This is a genomic window from Ralstonia nicotianae (assembly GCF_018243235.1).
In the GTDB taxonomy this organism is placed as follows: domain Bacteria; phylum Pseudomonadota; class Gammaproteobacteria; order Burkholderiales; family Burkholderiaceae; genus Ralstonia; species Ralstonia nicotianae.
This window is the reverse complement of record NZ_CP046674.1, coordinates 3206986-3221775: the sequence shown is the minus strand read 5'-3', so window position 1 is coordinate 3221775 and position 14790 is coordinate 3206986. Positions and strand designations below refer to the sequence as shown.

The following is a 14790-nucleotide window of genomic DNA, read 5'->3' as shown; positions in this document are numbered from 1 at the left end:
GGTATTGGGAATCACATGGTGAATCAGGAATCCGCGTCCGGCCGGCTTCAGGCGCCCGCCGATCCACGCATCGACGCGCGCACGCGCCGGGGCCGCATGATGATGCTGCTGTTGCTGCTGGTATGCGCCTCGCCGGTGATCGCGTCGTACCTGGCGTACTACGTGTTCACGCCGGCCGGCGGCAAGGCGGCGTACGGCATGCTGGTCGAGCCGCAGCGGCCGATGCCGCCCGGCCTGATGGTGAAGGACGAGCATGGCGCGGAAGTGCCGTTCGCCAGCCTCAAGGGCAAATGGCTGATGGTGTCGATGGATGGCAGCGCCTGCGATGACACCTGCGCCCGCAAACTGTTCACCATGCGCCAGCTGCGCATCGGCCAGGGCCCGGACCGCGACCGCATCGTCCCGGTCTGGCTCGTCACCGATCAGGGGCCGATCGACTCGCGCCTGGCCACGGCCTACAACGACGACTACGCGGCCGTGCGTTTCCTGCGGGCCGCCGACCTGCCCAAGGGCTGGCTGGGCGACGGCAAGACCCCCGCGACCGACCACATCTACCTGGTCGATCCGCTCGGCAACCTGATGATGCAGTTCCCGAAGGACCCGGACCCGAAGAAGGTCCGCGGCGACCTCGGCCGGCTGCTCAAGTATTCGCGCATCGGATAGGCCATGCTGCTGCAACTCGCATCGATCGGCGTCCTGATCGCGCTGATTCCGCTGTGCTACGTGGCGGTCAAGGGCGACCGCAACAAATACCGCAAGCTGGTGTGGATCACGGCGTTCCTGACGCTGGACCTCATCATGTTCGGCAGCTTCACGCGCCTGACCGACTCCGGCCTGGGCTGCCCCGACTGGCCCGGCTGCTACGGCACCTCCAACCCCTTCCACGCGCGGGACGACATCCATGCCGCGCAGGCGGCCATGCCATCGGGCCCGGTGACGTGGATGAAGGCGTGGATCGAGATGACGCACCGCTATTTCGCGCTGGCGCTGGGCGTGCTGATCATCACGCTGGTGGTGCTGGTGTGGGCCAAGCGCCGGGAGCTCAGGCAATCTCCGTGGTACGCCACTGCGGTGCTGGGGCTGGTGTGCCTGCAGGGCGCGTTCGGCGCCTGGACCGTCACGCTCAAGCTGCAGCCGGCGATCGTGGTGACGCACCTGCTGCTGGGCATGTCGCTGCTGGCGGCGCTGATCTGGCTCGGCTGCAAGAACGATGCGCCGCGCCTGGTGGACGGCCGGGGCGCGTCGCTGCGCGTGCCGGCGGCGATCGGCCTGGCGTTGCTGGTGGCGCAGATCGCGCTGGGCGGCTGGGTCAGCACCAACTACGCGGTGCTGGCCTGTACCGATTTCCCGCTGTGCAACGGCCAGTGGGTGCCGCCGATGGACTTCGCGCACGGCTTCACGTTCTGGCGTGAGCTCGGCCGTACCGCTGGCGGTGATTTCATCTCGCACGATGCGCTGGTCGCCATCCACTGGACGCACCGCGTGTTCGCGGCGGTCGTCCTGGGCTACCTGGCGTGGCTGGGCCTGCGCGCGCGCCGCGTGGCCGGTATCGCGCGCGTGGCGACCGTGCTGCTGACCGTGCTGGCCGTGCAGCTGGCGACCGGCCTGTCGAACATCGTGCTCGGCTGGCCGCTGCTGGCCGCGGTGGCGCACAACGGCGGCGCGGCGCTGCTGTTGCTGCTGATGGTGCGCTTGCATTACCTGATCGGCCTCGCGCAGGCGCGCGCGCCGATGTCTGCGGCAGTGGCCGCTGTCTGACTGTTTTCTATGAATACCGTGGCTTCCACTTCAACGTCGACCCAACCCTCCGGCTGGCGACACACCGCGTCGCAATATGCGGCGCTGACCAAACCGCGCGTGACGCAACTGGCTGTGTTCTGCGCCGTGATCGGCATGTTTCTCGCCACGCCGGGCATGGTGCCGTGGCCGGTGCTGATTGGCGGCGCCGTCGGCATCTGGCTGTTTGCCGGCGCCGCCTTCGCCATCAACTGCCTTGTCGAGCGCAAGATCGACGCGATGATGCGCCGCACGGCCTGGCGCCCGTCGGCCAGCGGCGAGCTGGGGACGCGACAGATCCTGCTGTTCTCGCTGGTGCTCGGCGGCGCGGGCATGTGGACGCTGCATGTGTTCGCCAACGACCTGACGATGTGGCTGACCTTCGCCACCTTCATCGGCTACGCCATCATCTACACGCTGCTGCTCAAGCCGGCCACGCCGCAGAACATCGTGATCGGCGGCCTGTCGGGCGCGATGCCGCCGGCGCTGGGGTGGGCTGCGGTGGCCAACAGCGTGCCGGCCGAGGCGTGGATCCTGGTGCTGATCATCTTTACCTGGACGCCGCCGCATTTCTGGGCACTGGCGCTGTATCGCCGCGCCGACTACGCCAAGTCCGGCCTGCCCATGCTGCCGATCACGCACGGCGAGAAATTCACGCTGCTGCACATCCTGCTGTACACGCTGATCATGGTCGCCGCCACCATCCTGCCGTTCGTGCATGGCATGAGCGGCTATCTCTACCTGGCGGTGGCGCTGGTGCTCGGCTTCGGCTTCCTCGTCCATGCGTGGCGGATGTACCGCAACTATTCGGATGCGCTGGCGCAGAAGACGTTCCGGTACTCGATCGTCTACCTGTCGCTGCTGTTCGCGGCGCTGCTGATTGACCACTACTTCAAGTTCGGGCCGCAGGGCGCGGCGCTGTGACGCATCGGGCTGTCGGCAAGGGCGCGCGGTTGGCGCTACGCTAGATGGCCGCCTTCGACACGATCCACCATGCTCGTCTTCCGATTCTTCCGCACCGCGCTGTTCGCCATGCTGGCCGCCGCCGCGCTGGCGCTGGTCGCCTGCAGCGACAAGCCGGCCTTCCAGAATCTCGACATCACCGGCGCCAAGAGCTTCGGCGCCGGCTTCTCGCTGACCGATCACACCGGCAAGCGCCGCACGCTGGAGGATTTCCGCGGCAAGGTGGTCGTGATGTTCTTCGGCTACACGCATTGCCCGGACGTCTGTCCGACCACGCTGGCCGAGCTGCGCGGCGTGATGGACGGGCTCGGCAAGGATGCCGACCGCGTGCAGGTACTGTTCGTCACCGTCGATCCGCAGCGCGATACGCAGGACTTGCTGGCCAAGTATGTGCCCGCTTTCGATCCGCGCTTCATCGGCCTGCGCCCGGCCAACGACCAGGAGCTGCAGAAGGTCGCCAAGGACTTCAAGGTGTTCTACAGCAAGGTGCCCGGCAGCACGCCCGACAACTACACGATGGACCACACCGCCGGCAGCTACATGTTCGACCCGAAGGGCAACCTGCGGCTGTTCATCAAGCATGGCCAGGGGCCCGCGCCGATCGTGCACGACATCAAGCTGCTGCTGGACTGATCCAGCCCGCGCCCAAAGAAAAAGCCCGCCAGTTGGCGGGCTTTTCGTTGCGTGGGCGGTCGATCAGGCAAAAGACTGCAGCGCGCCCTTCATCTTCTTCATCGCGGCCGATTCGATCTGGCGGATGCGCTCGGCCGACACGCCGAACTCGTCGGCCAGTTCATGCAGCGTGGCGCCGCCCGAGCCGTCGTCGTTGACGTGGAGCCAGCGCGCCTCGATGATGCGGCGGCTACGCTCGTCCAGCTTGGCCAGGGCGGTTTCGATGCCCTCGCTCTGCAGGCGGTCGCGGCCGCGCCCTTCCAGCACGCGGGTGGGCTCGTTGTGCGTATCGGCCAGGTAGGCGATCGGGGCGAACGACTCTTCGCCGTCGTCGATCTGGCCCTCCAGCGCGATGTCGCCGCCGGACAGGCGCGTTTCCATCTCGCGCACCTCGGCACCCTTGACGTTCAGTTCTTGCGCCACCGCATCGACTTCGTCGGACGTGAAGGTGGCGTGGGCGTCCTGCTTGTGGCTGCGCAGGTTGAAGAACAGCTTGCGCTGGGCCTTGGTGGTCGCCACCTTGACCATGCGCCAGTTCTTCAGGATGTACTCGTGCATCTCGGCCTTGATCCAGTGGATCGCGTACGACACCAGCCGCACGCCCTGGTCCGGGTCGAAGCGCTTGACGGCCTTCATCAGGCCGACGTTGCCTTCCTGGATCAGGTCGGCATGCGGCAGGCCATAGCCGAGGTACTGGCGGGCGATCGACACCACCAGGCGCAGGTGCGATAGCACCAGCCGGCGCGCGGCGTCGAGGTTGCCGGTCGCATGATAGTCGCGGGCCAGCTGTTGTTCTTCTTCGGCCGTGAGCATCGGCACGCGGTTGACGCTCTGGATATAGGCGTCAAGGTTGCCCAGGCTGCCGGGAAAGGCTAGCGCCCAGGCATTGGACGACGGCTGCGTGGCGACGGCGGAAACGGTGTTCACGGGAATGACTGCGTTCACTCAGGACTCCTGTCGAAATCCAGTGGAAGTTTGGAGAGGCATCTTAGCACTCCGGCTGGATGAGTGCTAATCAGACTTTTTGCGCTGTCTGATAGTTCCTATTAATTGGTTGTGTTTTATCAATAGTGTTGTGTTTGCGGCGCAACAAAAGCTGCGCCGGCCACCTTGTCATAGACCGGGGCGAGCGGCATCGGTTCGGCGCCGGGTATCAGGCTGCGGTGTCGCGTCCGCGTGACTTTGCCCAGTAAAGCGCGCGATCCGCCTCGCGCAGCACGGCGTCCGCATCGGCTGCCTCCGGGCTGGGGCAGGCTACGCCGATGCTGGCCGTGACGTTCAGGGCGATGTCGCCGCGCAGCTGGATCGGCGGGCGGATCGCCGCCACCACTTTCCCGGCGGTGTGCAGCGCATCATCGGGGGTGTCGATCGGGTCCAGCAGGATGACGAATTCGTCACCGGCCAGGCGGGCCACGGTGTCGGTGCGGCGCACGGTGTGTTGCAGCCGGCGGGCGACCTCGACCAGCACCGCATCGCCGGCGGCGTGGCCGTAGGTGTCGTTGATGCGCTTGAAGTGGTCCACGTCGAGGTACAGCACGCCCATCGGCGCCGGCTGCCGCTGGCGGCGCTCCAGCGCGGCGCGCAGGCGCTCGTAGAGTTCGTAGCGGTTGGCGAGGCCGGTGAGCGCGTCGAAGTGCGCCATGCGTGACAGCTCCATCTCGTTGCGCTTGGCTTCGGTCACGTCCTGCACGAAGGCGTAGAAGCCGTCGCGCTCGCCCGTGTCGGTGGCATCGACGACGAACTGCCCGCGGAAGTAGCGCGTGCGGCTGCGCGCGCTGGAGCCGGTCGCCTTTTCGTACCAGGGCGCGTTGATTTCGAACTCCACCGATTCGCCGGCCAGCGCGCGCTCGATGTAGGGCGCCAGCAGCGCATAGGTGCCCGGCGTGAATGTCTCGCGCGCGTGCCGGCCGCAGACCTCCTCCGGCGTGCACTGCAGCCAGCGCGCGTGCGTGACGTTGCAGAACGTGAAGACGCCGTGGGCGTCGATGTGCGAAACCAGCAGCGGGGCGTTGTCGAGCACCAGCTTGAGCGCGCGTTCGCTGCGTGCGAGGGCGAGTTCGGCGGTCTTGCGCAGGGTCAGGTCCTGCAGGACGGAGAAGTAGCCGCGCTGCCTGCCGCGGTCGTCGTAGTCAGGGTAGTAGTGGCCGCTGAGGTAGCGCGGCGTGCCGGTCTGCAGCGAGGTGATCTCGAACTGCACCGGGTAGCCTTCCAGCACCTCGGTCATGTAGGGCAGCAGGGTGCGGTAGTCGTCGGGGGCGTAGAGCTCGCGCACTGGGCGGTCCAGCACGTCGGCCTCGGTGCGGCCGAAGGCCTCCTGCAGGGTGCGGCTGGCGAAGCGCAGGACGTTGCCGGAATCGACGTAGCTGAGCTGGGCGGGCACGTTGTCGGCCACCAGGCGCAGCTGTTCGCGGCTGGCGCGCAGCGCATCGCGGCGGCGTTCGAGGTTCTCGTTGGCCTTGCGCAGCGCTCGCTCCGAGGCGGCCAGCCGGTTGGCAAACGGTTGCACCGTCACGCGGATGGCCAGGACGCTGCCGATCATCATGCACAGGATGAAGCTGCCCAGGCGCTCGAACTGCTGCCGCATGGGGGCGTAGAGCTCGGCGCTGGCGATCTTGCTGATCAGCGCGAGGCCGGTGTGCCCGATGGGCGTATAGCCGAAGGCGGTCGGGATGCCGTGGATGTCGCGCCACTGGCCGTAGCCGGTTTGGCCGGTGACGGCCAGGCGCGACGGCAGCGGCCGGTGCTCGGGCATCCAGGCCGGCAGCTCGAAGACATAGGCATCGAAGCGCTGCGGGAACGACATCAGGCGCCCGTGGGCATCCAGGCCGGATATCGCGAGGGTCTCGGTGATGCCCAGGCCGCGCGTCCCGGTATAGCGGGACGTCATGTGCGCCAGCGGGTGTTCGGCGACGAGCCAGCCGACCTGCGTGCCGTCGGCCATGACCGGCGTTTCGGTGCGCATGCTGAAGCCGTGGACCCACTGCAGCGTGGATCGCTCCGGGGCGCGGCCGGCCTGCAGCCGGATGGCGAGTTCGGGCTGGGCGATCTCCGCGCCCAGCTTGAGCACGGTTTCGCCCGCCAGCGTGCGCAGCGCCAGGTACGAATAGCCGTGATCGCGGAACGCGTTGAGCGCTGCCAGGCCGCGCAGGCGCACCCCGTTGTCGGCGGGATGGCGCAACACGTCCTGCACCCGCAGTGCCGCCACGACCAGCCGCGGGTTTTCGATCCGCGCCGTGAGTGCCTGATCGAACTCCTCGGCGTAGCTGGACAGCGCCTGCGCCCGCGTGATGCCGAAGGTGGTGCCGGCGTCTTCGATCTGGAGGATGAAAGCGGTGACGGTCGCGCCCAGTCCGGCCAGCACCACGCAGCCGCCGCTGATCCAGACGATGGTGTCTTCGGGCGACAGGCGGGTTTGCCACGGGCGGGAATGCCGGGCTCGCGTGGCGCAACCGATTGCTGCCACGGCAAAGAGATTGCAGACGGCGGTGACATTCGATGCCCGCCATTTCAGCCACACCGGGTACAGGTACTCCAGGTCCATCGCCCTGCCTAGTAGGTCGACGCCGCTGATGAGTACCGACATGGCCAGCAGGCCGTAGAAGGCGACGGCCTGGCGGCGTTGCGACAGGCCCGGCGCCAGGGCCAGGGCCAGCCCGGTGATGCCGAGGGCCAGCGCGTGGCTCGGCTGCGGCGCGCCGATCCAGCCAGTGAGCCACTGGCGATCGAGCCAGCGGTGCACGTCCGGCACGTCGAGCGCCACCGACCACCCGGTGGCGGCTTCCACCACGCGCAGCGCGCAGAGCACCGCCGCCGTGCCGCCGCAGGCGGCCGTTGCCCATCCGGCGCGGTCGGCGAGGGCGGGGGCCAGGCTTCCGGCCGACAGCGCAACCACCCCGGCGCCCAGCAGCGCGAGGGCGAGCGCCGTCGAAAAGACGATCACGAACTCCGGGTTGCCCAGCGTGACCACCCATGGCCAATGCAGCAGCCAGCCGCCCATGACGGCGGTGGCCAGCAATACGAGGAACAGTCCGATGCCGCCGGCGGCAGCGGCATACGGGCGCGGAGAAACCATGCGAGAAAGCGGGTGGGCGGAATCGGGACGAAACTGTCCAACCCGGTCAATCGGCAGCCGGCCGGGCGACTTGAGCGGTTGCGATGCAACTCTGACACGCAAATGTTTGCGTGTCGAATTGTTCACTCGATCGGCATTCGCCTCGTATGCCCACGGCCCAGTTCGCTACACTGCCGTGGCGGCGTAGCCGTTGCGCGCCGGATCATTTTTCTCCCTGGAGCCCGCATGACCATCGTCGTCACCAAGGACGCGGAAGGACTCTTCCGTCACAAAGTCATCTTTCCCGAAGGCGTGGCCTACACCGATGTTCCCAAGCCGACCGGCGAGGGCAGCGCGCCCGATCCGCACGCCTATTTCGATGCCGCGCTGGCCTGCTGCAAGACGCTGACCGTGACGCTCTACGCGCGCCAGCGCAAATACCCGCTGGAATCCATCGAGGTGGCGGTCGAGCACGACGGCAGCCAGGAGCGCCAGGGCCACTACAAGCTGCGCACCGTGCTGACGCTGCATGGCGACCTGACCGACGAGCAGCGCGCCGACCTGCTGCGCGTGGCCGGCAAGTGCCCGATCCACAAGCTGATGACCGAGGTCGAGGTCAGCATCGACACCCAACTGGCCGAGCGCGCCTGAAGGCCCCGACATGACCTCGATCCAGCACATCATCGGGCCGCACGTGCGCGACCTGGGCGGCTTCTCGGTCAAGCGCGTGCTGCCGGCGGCCGCGCGGCAGACGGTCGGGCCGTTCATCTTCTTCGATCACATGGGGCCGGTCGATTTCGCCCCCGGCGAGGGCATCGACGTGCGTCCGCATCCGCATATCGGCCTGGCCACCGTGACCTACCTGTTCGACGGCAGCATGGTCCACCGCGACAGCCTGGGCAGCGTGCAGACCATCGTCCCCGGCGACGTCAACTGGATGACGGCCGGCAACGGCATCGTCCACTCCGAGCGCACGTCGCCCGAGGTGCGCGAGCAGGGCGCCCGCCTGCACGGCATCCAGACCTGGGTGGCCCTGCCGCGCGGGCAGGAGAAGGTCGATCCCAGCTTCGCGCACCATGCCGCCGACACCTTGCCGAAGCTCGAATGCCCGGGCGTGCGCGGCACCATCATCGCCGGGGATGCGTTCGGGCTGACCTCGCCGGTGCGGGTGTCGTCGCGCACGCTGTACGTGGCGCTGGAGCTGGCGGCGGGCGCATCGCTGGTGATTCCGCCGGAGCATGAGGACCGCGGGGTCTATCTGGTCGACGGCGCCGTCACGATCGACGGCGAGGCGCTGGACCCGCATCACCTGGCCGTGCTCGAGCCCGGCGGCGACATCACGCTCACCGCGCAGGCGTCGTCCCGGGTGATGCTGCTGGGCGGCGCGCCGACCGACGGCCACCGGCATATCTACTGGAACTTCGTTGCCAGCGACCGGGCGGACATCGAAGACGCCAAGCAGCGCTGGCAGGACGACCGGTTTGCCCGCGTGCCGGGCGAGACCGAGCGCATCCCGCTGCCGGCGCGTTGAGCGCGGCGGGTCAGCCGGCCGCGTGCGCGGGCCGCGCGCAGCGCACGATCGCCCGCACCTGCCGGGCGATCGGCTCCGGTACGGGCTGGCGGCCGCCGAGCACGGCCTCGATCCAGCGTGCGGTGGCCTCGGCATCGGTGCCGGCGGGCAATTCGGGGGGCTGGCTGCTGGAGCCTTCCGCGGCTTCGATCACGGTCTCGTGCAGGCCGTCGTGCAGCCATTCGACCGCGCTGCCGCGCCGCGCGTCGGCCACGGCCTCGCCTTCCGTGCCGCGTGCCAGCAAGACATTGGCGGGATGGCGCAGGAAGTAGTCGGTGAGGGTGTCGCGGTATTCGGGGTGGGTGTAGCTGACCAGCCGCAGCGCTTCGTGCGGGGCGTGGCCGCCGATCGGCTGCAGCATCTTCACCACCGTGTGCGACGAGTTGCGCAGGCCGACGATTTCGCGCTTGTCGAGCAGCGCCTTGAGATCCGGCGACAGCACATCGATCGGCACGAAGGCCAGGCGATCGCTCTCCAGCCGCGCGCGGGCCTCGTCCATGTGCTCGCACACGGGCCAGCCCAGCGCGTCGAACAGCGTGGCGGTGGTGATGCGGCCGTCGAAGCGGCGGATGCCGTGGACCAGCACCGGCACGCCTTCGCGCGCCAGCAGCGCGGCCAGCAGCGGCACCAGGTTGGGCTGGCGGCGCGCGCCGTTGTAGCTGGGGATGACCACCGGCAGCGTGCCGCCGGGCGCATCCGGCGCGGGCAGCGGCAGGCAGCGGGCGTGCGTGGCCTCCAGCATGCCGTCGAGCTCTTCCGGCGTCTCGCCCTTGATGCGGTAGGCCATCAGGATCGCGCCCAGCTGCACGTCGGCCACGCGGCCTTCGAGCATGGCGGCGAACAGTGCGCGCGCGTCGTGCTTGACCAGCGCGCGGGCGCCGTCCGCGCCGCGGCCGATCTCCTTGATGAAGCGGGCGGCGGGGAACGGACCGTTGGCGACCGCTTCTTCGGCGGCTTCGTCGGGCAGGAGGGGCGGAGCAGGCATCGGCATCGGAATGGGCAAGGAGGATGACGCCGATGATAGCGCCGCCCGGCGGGCAAAGGCTACGCCGCTTCCTCCATCGCGGGGTGGCACTGCTTGCGGTAGAGGAAATCGAGCACGGCGGTGCGGCAGGCGTGGTAGGCCGGATCGTCGGCCAGCGCCAGCCGCACGCGCGGGCGCGGCAGGCCGACGGTCAGCACCTCGCCGATGGTCGCGGCCGGGCCGTTGGTCATCATGACGATGCGGTCGGCCAGCAGCACGGCTTCGTCCACATCGTGCGTGACCATCACCACCGTGCTGCCGGTCGCGGCGATGATCTTCAGCAGCGCGTCCTGCAGGTGCGCGCGGGTGAGCGCGTCGAGCGCGCCGAACGGCTCGTCCATCAGCAGCACCTTCGGTTCCATCGACAGCGCGCGGGCGATGCCGACGCGCTGCTTCATGCCGCCGGAGATCTCGTGCGGATGCCTGTGCTCGGCGTGCGACAGGCCGACCAGCGCCAGCGCCGCGTGCGTGCGCGCTTTCAGGTCCGCCTTCGATTCGGTCTTGCCGAACACGCGCTCGACGGCCAGGTACACGTTGTCGAAGCAGGTCAGCCACGGCAGCAGCGAGTGGTTTTGGAACACCACCGCGCGGTCCGGCCCCGGCCCCGCGATCTCGCGCTCGGCCAGGATCAGCCCGCCCGAGGTCGGCCGGGTCAGCCCGGCGATCAGGTTCAGCAGCGTGGACTTGCCGCAGCCCGAGTGGCCGATCAGGGCGATGCACTCGCCGCGCGCCACGCTCAGGTCGATGTCGCGCAGCGCGACGAACGGGCCTTTCCGGGTCTTGAAGACCTGGCCAACGCTTTCGATGCGCAGGAATTTGTCGGACATGCCCGGCTCCTCAGATGGCGTCGTACGAGAACCTGCGGGCGACGGCCAGCAGCGCCTGCTCCAGCAGCAGCCCCACCACGCCGATCACGAAGATGGCGATGACGATGTGCTCGACCTTCAGGTTGTTCCATTCGTCCCACAGCCAGAAGCCGATACCGACGCCGCCCGTGAGCATCTCGGCGGCCACGATCACCAGCCACGCGGTGCCGATCGACAGCCGCACGCCGGTCAGCATGTAGGGCAGCACGGCGGGAAACAGCACGCGGGTGAAGATCTTCCATTCCGACAGGTTGAGCACGCGCGCCACGTTCAGGTAGTCCTGCGGCACGCGCGTCACGCCCACGGCGGTGTTGATCACCATCGGCCAGATCGAGCAGATGAAGATCGCCCAGATCGCCGCCGGATTGGCGGACTTGAACAGCAGCAGCCCGATCGGCAGCCACGCCAGCGGCGACACCGGCCGCAGCAGGCTGATGATCGGCGAGGCCATCGCGTTCAGGAAGGCGAAGCGCCCGAGCAGGAAGCCCGCCGGAATGCCGATCACGGCGGCCATGCCGAAGCCCGCGCCCACGCGCGCCAGCGACGACAGCACGTTCCAGCCGACGCCCTGGTCGTTCGGTCCGTTGCGGTAGAACGGATCGGCAAAGAGGGCCACCGCGGCCTTCCAGGTGAGCGCCGGCGTGGGCAGCGCCGGGATGGCCATGGCGATGCCCTGCCAGGCCAGCACGAATAGCGCGAAACCCAGCATGGGCGGGAATCCCTTGACGACGGCGGCCGCCAGCCAGTCGCGCCAGGCGGGTTTGGACGGTACGGAACCAGCGCTGGCGTGCGCGCCGGGCAAGGCTTTGGCAAGCGTGTTCATGTCGGGCTCCATCGATGTGAAGATCCGAAGATCAGGCCTTGATCTTGAAGCTGTCGGCGTAGGCGGCGGGGTTCTTTGCATCCCACACCACGCCGTCGATCAGCCTGGCGGTGCGCAGGTCGCTCTTGGGCAGCGGCGTGCCGGTGGCGGCCGCGGCCTGCTTGTAGATGTCGACGCGGTTGACCTGCCTGGCGATCGCCAGGTAGTCGGGGTGCGTCTTCAGCAGGCCCCAGCGCTTGTGCTGCGTGAGGAACCACATGCCGTCCGACAGGTACGGGAAGTTGACCGCGCCGTCGTGGTAGAAGCGCATCGGGTCCGCATCGTCCCAGGTCTTGCCCAGGCCGTTGGTGTAGCGGCCGAGCATGCGGTCCAGGATGATGTCCATGTCGGTGTTGACATAGGACTTTGCGGCTACTGTCTCGGCCGTCTTGCGCCGGTTCGAGGCCGAGGCATCGATGAACTTGGAGGCCTCCAGCACGGCGGCCGTCAGCGCGCGCGCGGTGTTCGGATACTTCTGCGCGAACTCGGCCGTGGTGCCGAGCACCTTCTCGGGATGGTCTTTCCAGATCGCCTGCGTGGTCTCGGCGGTGAAGCCGATGCCGTCGGCGATGGCACGCGCGCCCCACGGCTCGCCCACGCAGTAGCCGTCCATGTTGCCCACGCGCATGTTGGCGACCATCTGCGGCGGCGGCACGGTGATCGCCTTGGCGTCCTGCAGCGGGTGGATGCCGTGCGCGGCCAGCCAGTAGTACAGCCACATCGCGTGCGTGCCGGTGGGGAAGGTCTGGGCGAAGGTGTAGTCGCGCTTCTCCCTGGTCATCAGGGCCTTGAGCGAAGCGCCGTCCCGCACGCCCGCCTCCTTGAGCTTGGACGACAGCGTGATCGCCTGGCCGTTGTTGTTGAGCGTCATCAGCACGGCCATGTCCTTCTTCGGGCCGCCGATGCCGAGCTGCACACCGTAGACGAGGCCATACAGCACGTGGGCCGCGTCCAGGTCGCCCGAGACCAGCTTGTCGCGCACGCCGGCCCACGAGGCCTCCTTGGACGGCACGATCTTGATGCCGTACTTCTTGTCCAGGCCCAGCGTGGCCGCCATCACCACCGATGCGCAGTCGGTGAGCGGGATGAAGCCGACCTTCAGCTCGGTCTTCTCGGGCGCATCGGAGCCGGCCGCCCAGGCCCCGGCGCGCACCAGCGGGTCTATCAATGCCATTGCGCTGCCTCCAGCGACGGTTGCCAGCACACGCCGGCGCTTGGGGTTGATCGGGGTGTCGGTGTTACTCGGCGCGGCCATCCGTGGCTCCAAAGAAAAGGCGTCCCGGCACGCCGCGCCGCCCGTCGCGAAGGCGGGTCGTCTACGGTTGCGCCGGGACGCCGTTGTCCCATGCCGATACCCACGTTGGCACCGGCTGGGCCGACATTCGCAAGGGGCATGCCATGTGCGCAGGAAGGGGAGCGGGGAGGGGCGACCATGCAGCGGCCGCGCCTTGCCGCGCGGCGGGGCGCGATTGGTGCGCCCGGTTGCGCCGCAGTTGTGCGGCGCACCAGAAGTGGGCGGTGGCGGCCGCCTAGCCGGCCATGACGTCGATGACCCGCTGGGCCGCTTCCACCAGCTTGATGTTGCGGTCCATCGCCATCTTGCGCAGGCGCTTGAAGGCTTCGTCTTCCGACAGCTGCATCTGCTGCATCAGCAGGCCCTTGGCGCGCTCGAGCACCTTGCGCTCGGCCAGCTGGGTCTTGGCGTTGTCCAGCTCGGCGCGCAGCGCGCGCTCGTGCTCGAACCGCGCGTAGGCGACATCCAGCACCGCCTTCACGCGGGTCGGCTTGAGCCCGTCGACGATATAGGCGGTGATGCCGGCCGCGAACGCCGCCTTGATGCGGCTCGCGTCGTCGTTGTCGGTGAACAGCACGATGGGGCGCGGCGCGTGCTGGGTGGCCACGCAGACGTGCTCGATGGTGTCGCGCGCGGCCGATTCGGAGGCCACGATCACCATGTCCGGCTGGGTCTGGGCGATGCGCTCGGGCAGCATCAGGTCGGCATCGACCACGCCCACGTCCACGAAGCCGGCCTCGGCCAGTCCGGCGCGGATCAGCTCCAGGTTGACCTGCTCCGCGTCGAGCGGATCGCGCACCAGCAGCACGCGCGTGGGTGCCATGGCACGAGGAACGGAGGGGGCGGGCGGCTTGGTTTGCATGGTGCAAAGTGGGGCGTTATGCACGCCACCCATGCAAGAACCGCGCCGGGGCGGTGCGCAAGCGGGCAATGGCCACAGTGTATCCTCACTGCTTCGCTGGCGGCACGCAAGCCGCGGCCGACCGGAACATCACCTGAGGAGATCCGCATGACCGATTTCGTCGTCACCCCGCCGGCCGTCACCGGCATTCCCGTCCGCGGCGCAGCCGGCGAGTTTCCGGTGCGCCGCGTCTACTGCGTGGGCCGCAACTACGCCGCCCATGCGCGGGAAATGGGCTCCGACCCGGATCGCGAACCGCCGTTCTTCTTCTGCAAGCCGGCCGATGCCGTGCGCTACGTCGCCGACGGCACCACCGGCCAGTTCGTCTATCCGACCGAGACCCGCGATTGCCACTACGAGATCGAGCTGGTCGTCGCCATCGGCACCGGCGGGCGCGACATCGCGGTGGAGTCGGCCGCCCAGCACATCTACGGCTACGCCATCGGCCTGGACATGACCCGCCGCGACCTGCAGAACGCCGCCAAGAAGGGCGGCCGCCCGTGGGAGACCGGCAAGGCCTTCGACGGCTCCGCCCCGATCGGCCCGATCGTGCCGGCCCAGACGGTGGCCAGCCCCGACCGCGGCGCCATCACGCTGTCGGTCAACGACAAGGCGCATCAGCACGGCGACCTGTCCGATCTGATCTGGTCGGTGCCGGAGACCATCGCCTACCTGTCCCGCCTGTTCGAGCTGCGCCCCGGCGACCTGATCTTCACCGGCACGCCCGAGGGCGTCGGCCCGGTCTCGATCGGCGACCTGATGGTCGGCCGGATCGACGGCGTGGGCGAGCTGCACGTGAAGGTGGTGTGAG

General features: G+C 68.5%; 14 protein-coding genes. 7 read left to right on the top strand and 7 right to left on the bottom strand.

Annotated elements, in window-relative coordinates; translation table 11 throughout:
* Positions 1 to 15: 15 nt before the first annotated feature.
* The 4 genes from GO999_RS14830 to GO999_RS14815 all read left to right on the top strand — a co-directional run bounded on the left by GO999_RS14830 (position 16) and on the right by GO999_RS14815 (position 3372).
* A complete protein-coding gene (locus GO999_RS14830) occupies positions 16 to 663 on the top strand; it encodes an SCO family protein (protein ID WP_011000333.1) in 648 nt (215 codons plus the stop codon).
* 3 nt (positions 664 to 666) lie between these two features.
* On the top strand, positions 667 to 1758 hold the full coding sequence (locus GO999_RS14825; RefSeq protein ID WP_211906343.1) for a COX15/CtaA family protein: 1092 nt from the start codon (positions 667 to 669) through the stop codon (positions 1756 to 1758).
* Positions 1759 to 1767: 9 nt separating this feature from the next.
* A complete protein-coding gene (locus GO999_RS14820; RefSeq protein ID WP_019717475.1) occupies positions 1768 to 2700 on the top strand; it encodes a heme o synthase in 933 nt (310 codons plus the stop codon).
* 69 nt (positions 2701 to 2769) lie between these two features.
* Positions 2770 to 3372: an SCO family protein gene (locus GO999_RS14815; protein WP_016726602.1), complete on the top strand. Its 603-nt coding sequence runs from the start codon at positions 2770 to 2772 to the stop codon at positions 3370 to 3372.
* Between the two features lie 63 nt (positions 3373 to 3435).
* On the opposite strand, the gene rpoH is transcribed toward GO999_RS14815, so the two are convergent.
* Together rpoH and GO999_RS14805 are read right to left on the bottom strand one after the other, a co-directional pair.
* Positions 3436 to 4356, bottom strand: a complete 921-nt coding sequence (gene rpoH, locus GO999_RS14810; protein ID WP_019717476.1) for an RNA polymerase sigma factor RpoH — start codon at positions 4354 to 4356, stop codon at positions 3436 to 3438.
* A gap of 208 nt (positions 4357 to 4564) precedes the next feature.
* Positions 4565 to 7483, bottom strand: a complete 2919-nt coding sequence (locus GO999_RS14805) for a sensor domain-containing diguanylate cyclase (protein ID WP_043885917.1) — start codon at positions 7481 to 7483, stop codon at positions 4565 to 4567.
* 225 nt (positions 7484 to 7708) lie between these two features.
* On the opposite strand from GO999_RS14805, the gene GO999_RS14800 reads away from it, so the two are divergent.
* Positions 7709 to 8113: an OsmC family protein gene (locus GO999_RS14800; protein ID WP_011000339.1), complete on the top strand. Its 405-nt coding sequence runs from the start codon at positions 7709 to 7711 to the stop codon at positions 8111 to 8113.
* 10 nt (positions 8114 to 8123) lie between these two features.
* Positions 8124 to 8993, top strand: coding sequence for a pirin family protein (locus GO999_RS14795; protein WP_019717479.1), 870 nt, complete (start codon positions 8124 to 8126; stop codon positions 8991 to 8993).
* A gap of 10 nt (positions 8994 to 9003) precedes the next feature.
* Here the strand turns inward: GO999_RS14795 and ybiB are convergent, their stop codons facing one another.
* From ybiB to GO999_RS14770, 5 genes are all read right to left on the bottom strand, one after another.
* Positions 9004 to 10017, bottom strand: coding sequence for a DNA-binding protein YbiB (gene ybiB, locus GO999_RS14790; RefSeq protein ID WP_028852559.1), 1014 nt, complete (start codon positions 10015 to 10017; stop codon positions 9004 to 9006).
* A 59-nt stretch (positions 10018 to 10076) separates the two neighbouring features.
* Complete coding sequence (locus tag GO999_RS14785) at positions 10077 to 10883, bottom strand: ABC transporter ATP-binding protein (protein WP_016724250.1); 807 nt, start codon at positions 10881 to 10883, stop codon at positions 10077 to 10079.
* Positions 10884 to 10893: 10 nt separating this feature from the next.
* On the bottom strand, positions 10894 to 11745 hold the full coding sequence (gene ntrB / locus GO999_RS14780) for a nitrate ABC transporter permease (protein ID WP_019717481.1): 852 nt from the start codon (positions 11743 to 11745) through the stop codon (positions 10894 to 10896).
* A 31-nt stretch (positions 11746 to 11776) separates the two neighbouring features.
* Positions 11777 to 13039, bottom strand: a complete 1263-nt coding sequence (locus GO999_RS14775; RefSeq protein ID WP_019717482.1) for a CmpA/NrtA family ABC transporter substrate-binding protein — start codon at positions 13037 to 13039, stop codon at positions 11777 to 11779.
* Positions 13040 to 13313: 274 nt separating this feature from the next.
* Positions 13314 to 13940 carry an ANTAR domain-containing response regulator gene (locus GO999_RS14770; protein ID WP_038938076.1) on the bottom strand — a complete coding sequence of 209 codons (627 nt, stop codon included), beginning with the start codon at positions 13938 to 13940 and terminating at the stop codon, positions 13314 to 13316.
* 147 nt (positions 13941 to 14087) lie between these two features.
* On the opposite strand from GO999_RS14770, the gene GO999_RS14765 reads away from it, so the two are divergent.
* On the top strand, positions 14088 to 14789 hold the full coding sequence (locus tag GO999_RS14765) for a fumarylacetoacetate hydrolase family protein (protein ID WP_011000346.1): 702 nt from the start codon (positions 14088 to 14090) through the stop codon (positions 14787 to 14789).
* Position 14790 lies beyond the last annotated feature (1 nt).

What these genes read in the sequence shown, in the direction of transcription:
- GO999_RS14830 (WP_011000333.1), top strand. Translation starts at nt 16, where the DNA reads ATGGTGAATCAGGAATCCGCGTCCGGCCGGCTTCAGGCGCCCGCCGAT.
- GO999_RS14785 (WP_016724250.1), bottom strand. Translation starts at nt 10,883, where the DNA reads ATGTCCGACAAATTCCTGCGCATCGAAAGCGTTGGCCAGGTCTTCAAG.
- GO999_RS14825 (WP_211906343.1), top strand. Translation starts at nt 667, where the DNA reads ATGCTGCTGCAACTCGCATCGATCGGCGTCCTGATCGCGCTGATTCCG.
- GO999_RS14775 (WP_019717482.1), bottom strand. Translation starts at nt 13,039, where the DNA reads ATGGCCGCGCCGAGTAACACCGACACCCCGATCAACCCCAAGCGCCGG.
- GO999_RS14805 (WP_043885917.1), bottom strand. Translation starts at nt 7,483, where the DNA reads ATGGTTTCTCCGCGCCCGTATGCCGCTGCCGCCGGCGGCATCGGACTG.
- ybiB (WP_028852559.1), bottom strand. Translation starts at nt 10,017, where the DNA reads ATGCCTGCTCCGCCCCTCCTGCCCGACGAAGCCGCCGAAGAAGCGGTC.
- GO999_RS14770 (WP_038938076.1), bottom strand. Translation starts at nt 13,940, where the DNA reads ATGCAAACCAAGCCGCCCGCCCCCTCCGTTCCTCGTGCCATGGCACCC.
- GO999_RS14765 (WP_011000346.1), top strand. Translation starts at nt 14,088, where the DNA reads ATGACCGATTTCGTCGTCACCCCGCCGGCCGTCACCGGCATTCCCGTC.
- GO999_RS14800 (WP_011000339.1), top strand. Translation starts at nt 7,709, where the DNA reads ATGACCATCGTCGTCACCAAGGACGCGGAAGGACTCTTCCGTCACAAA.
- GO999_RS14795 (WP_019717479.1), top strand. Translation starts at nt 8,124, where the DNA reads ATGACCTCGATCCAGCACATCATCGGGCCGCACGTGCGCGACCTGGGC.
- GO999_RS14815 (WP_016726602.1), top strand. Translation starts at nt 2,770, where the DNA reads ATGCTCGTCTTCCGATTCTTCCGCACCGCGCTGTTCGCCATGCTGGCC.
- GO999_RS14820 (WP_019717475.1), top strand. Translation starts at nt 1,768, where the DNA reads ATGAATACCGTGGCTTCCACTTCAACGTCGACCCAACCCTCCGGCTGG.
- ntrB (WP_019717481.1), bottom strand. Translation starts at nt 11,745, where the DNA reads ATGAACACGCTTGCCAAAGCCTTGCCCGGCGCGCACGCCAGCGCTGGT.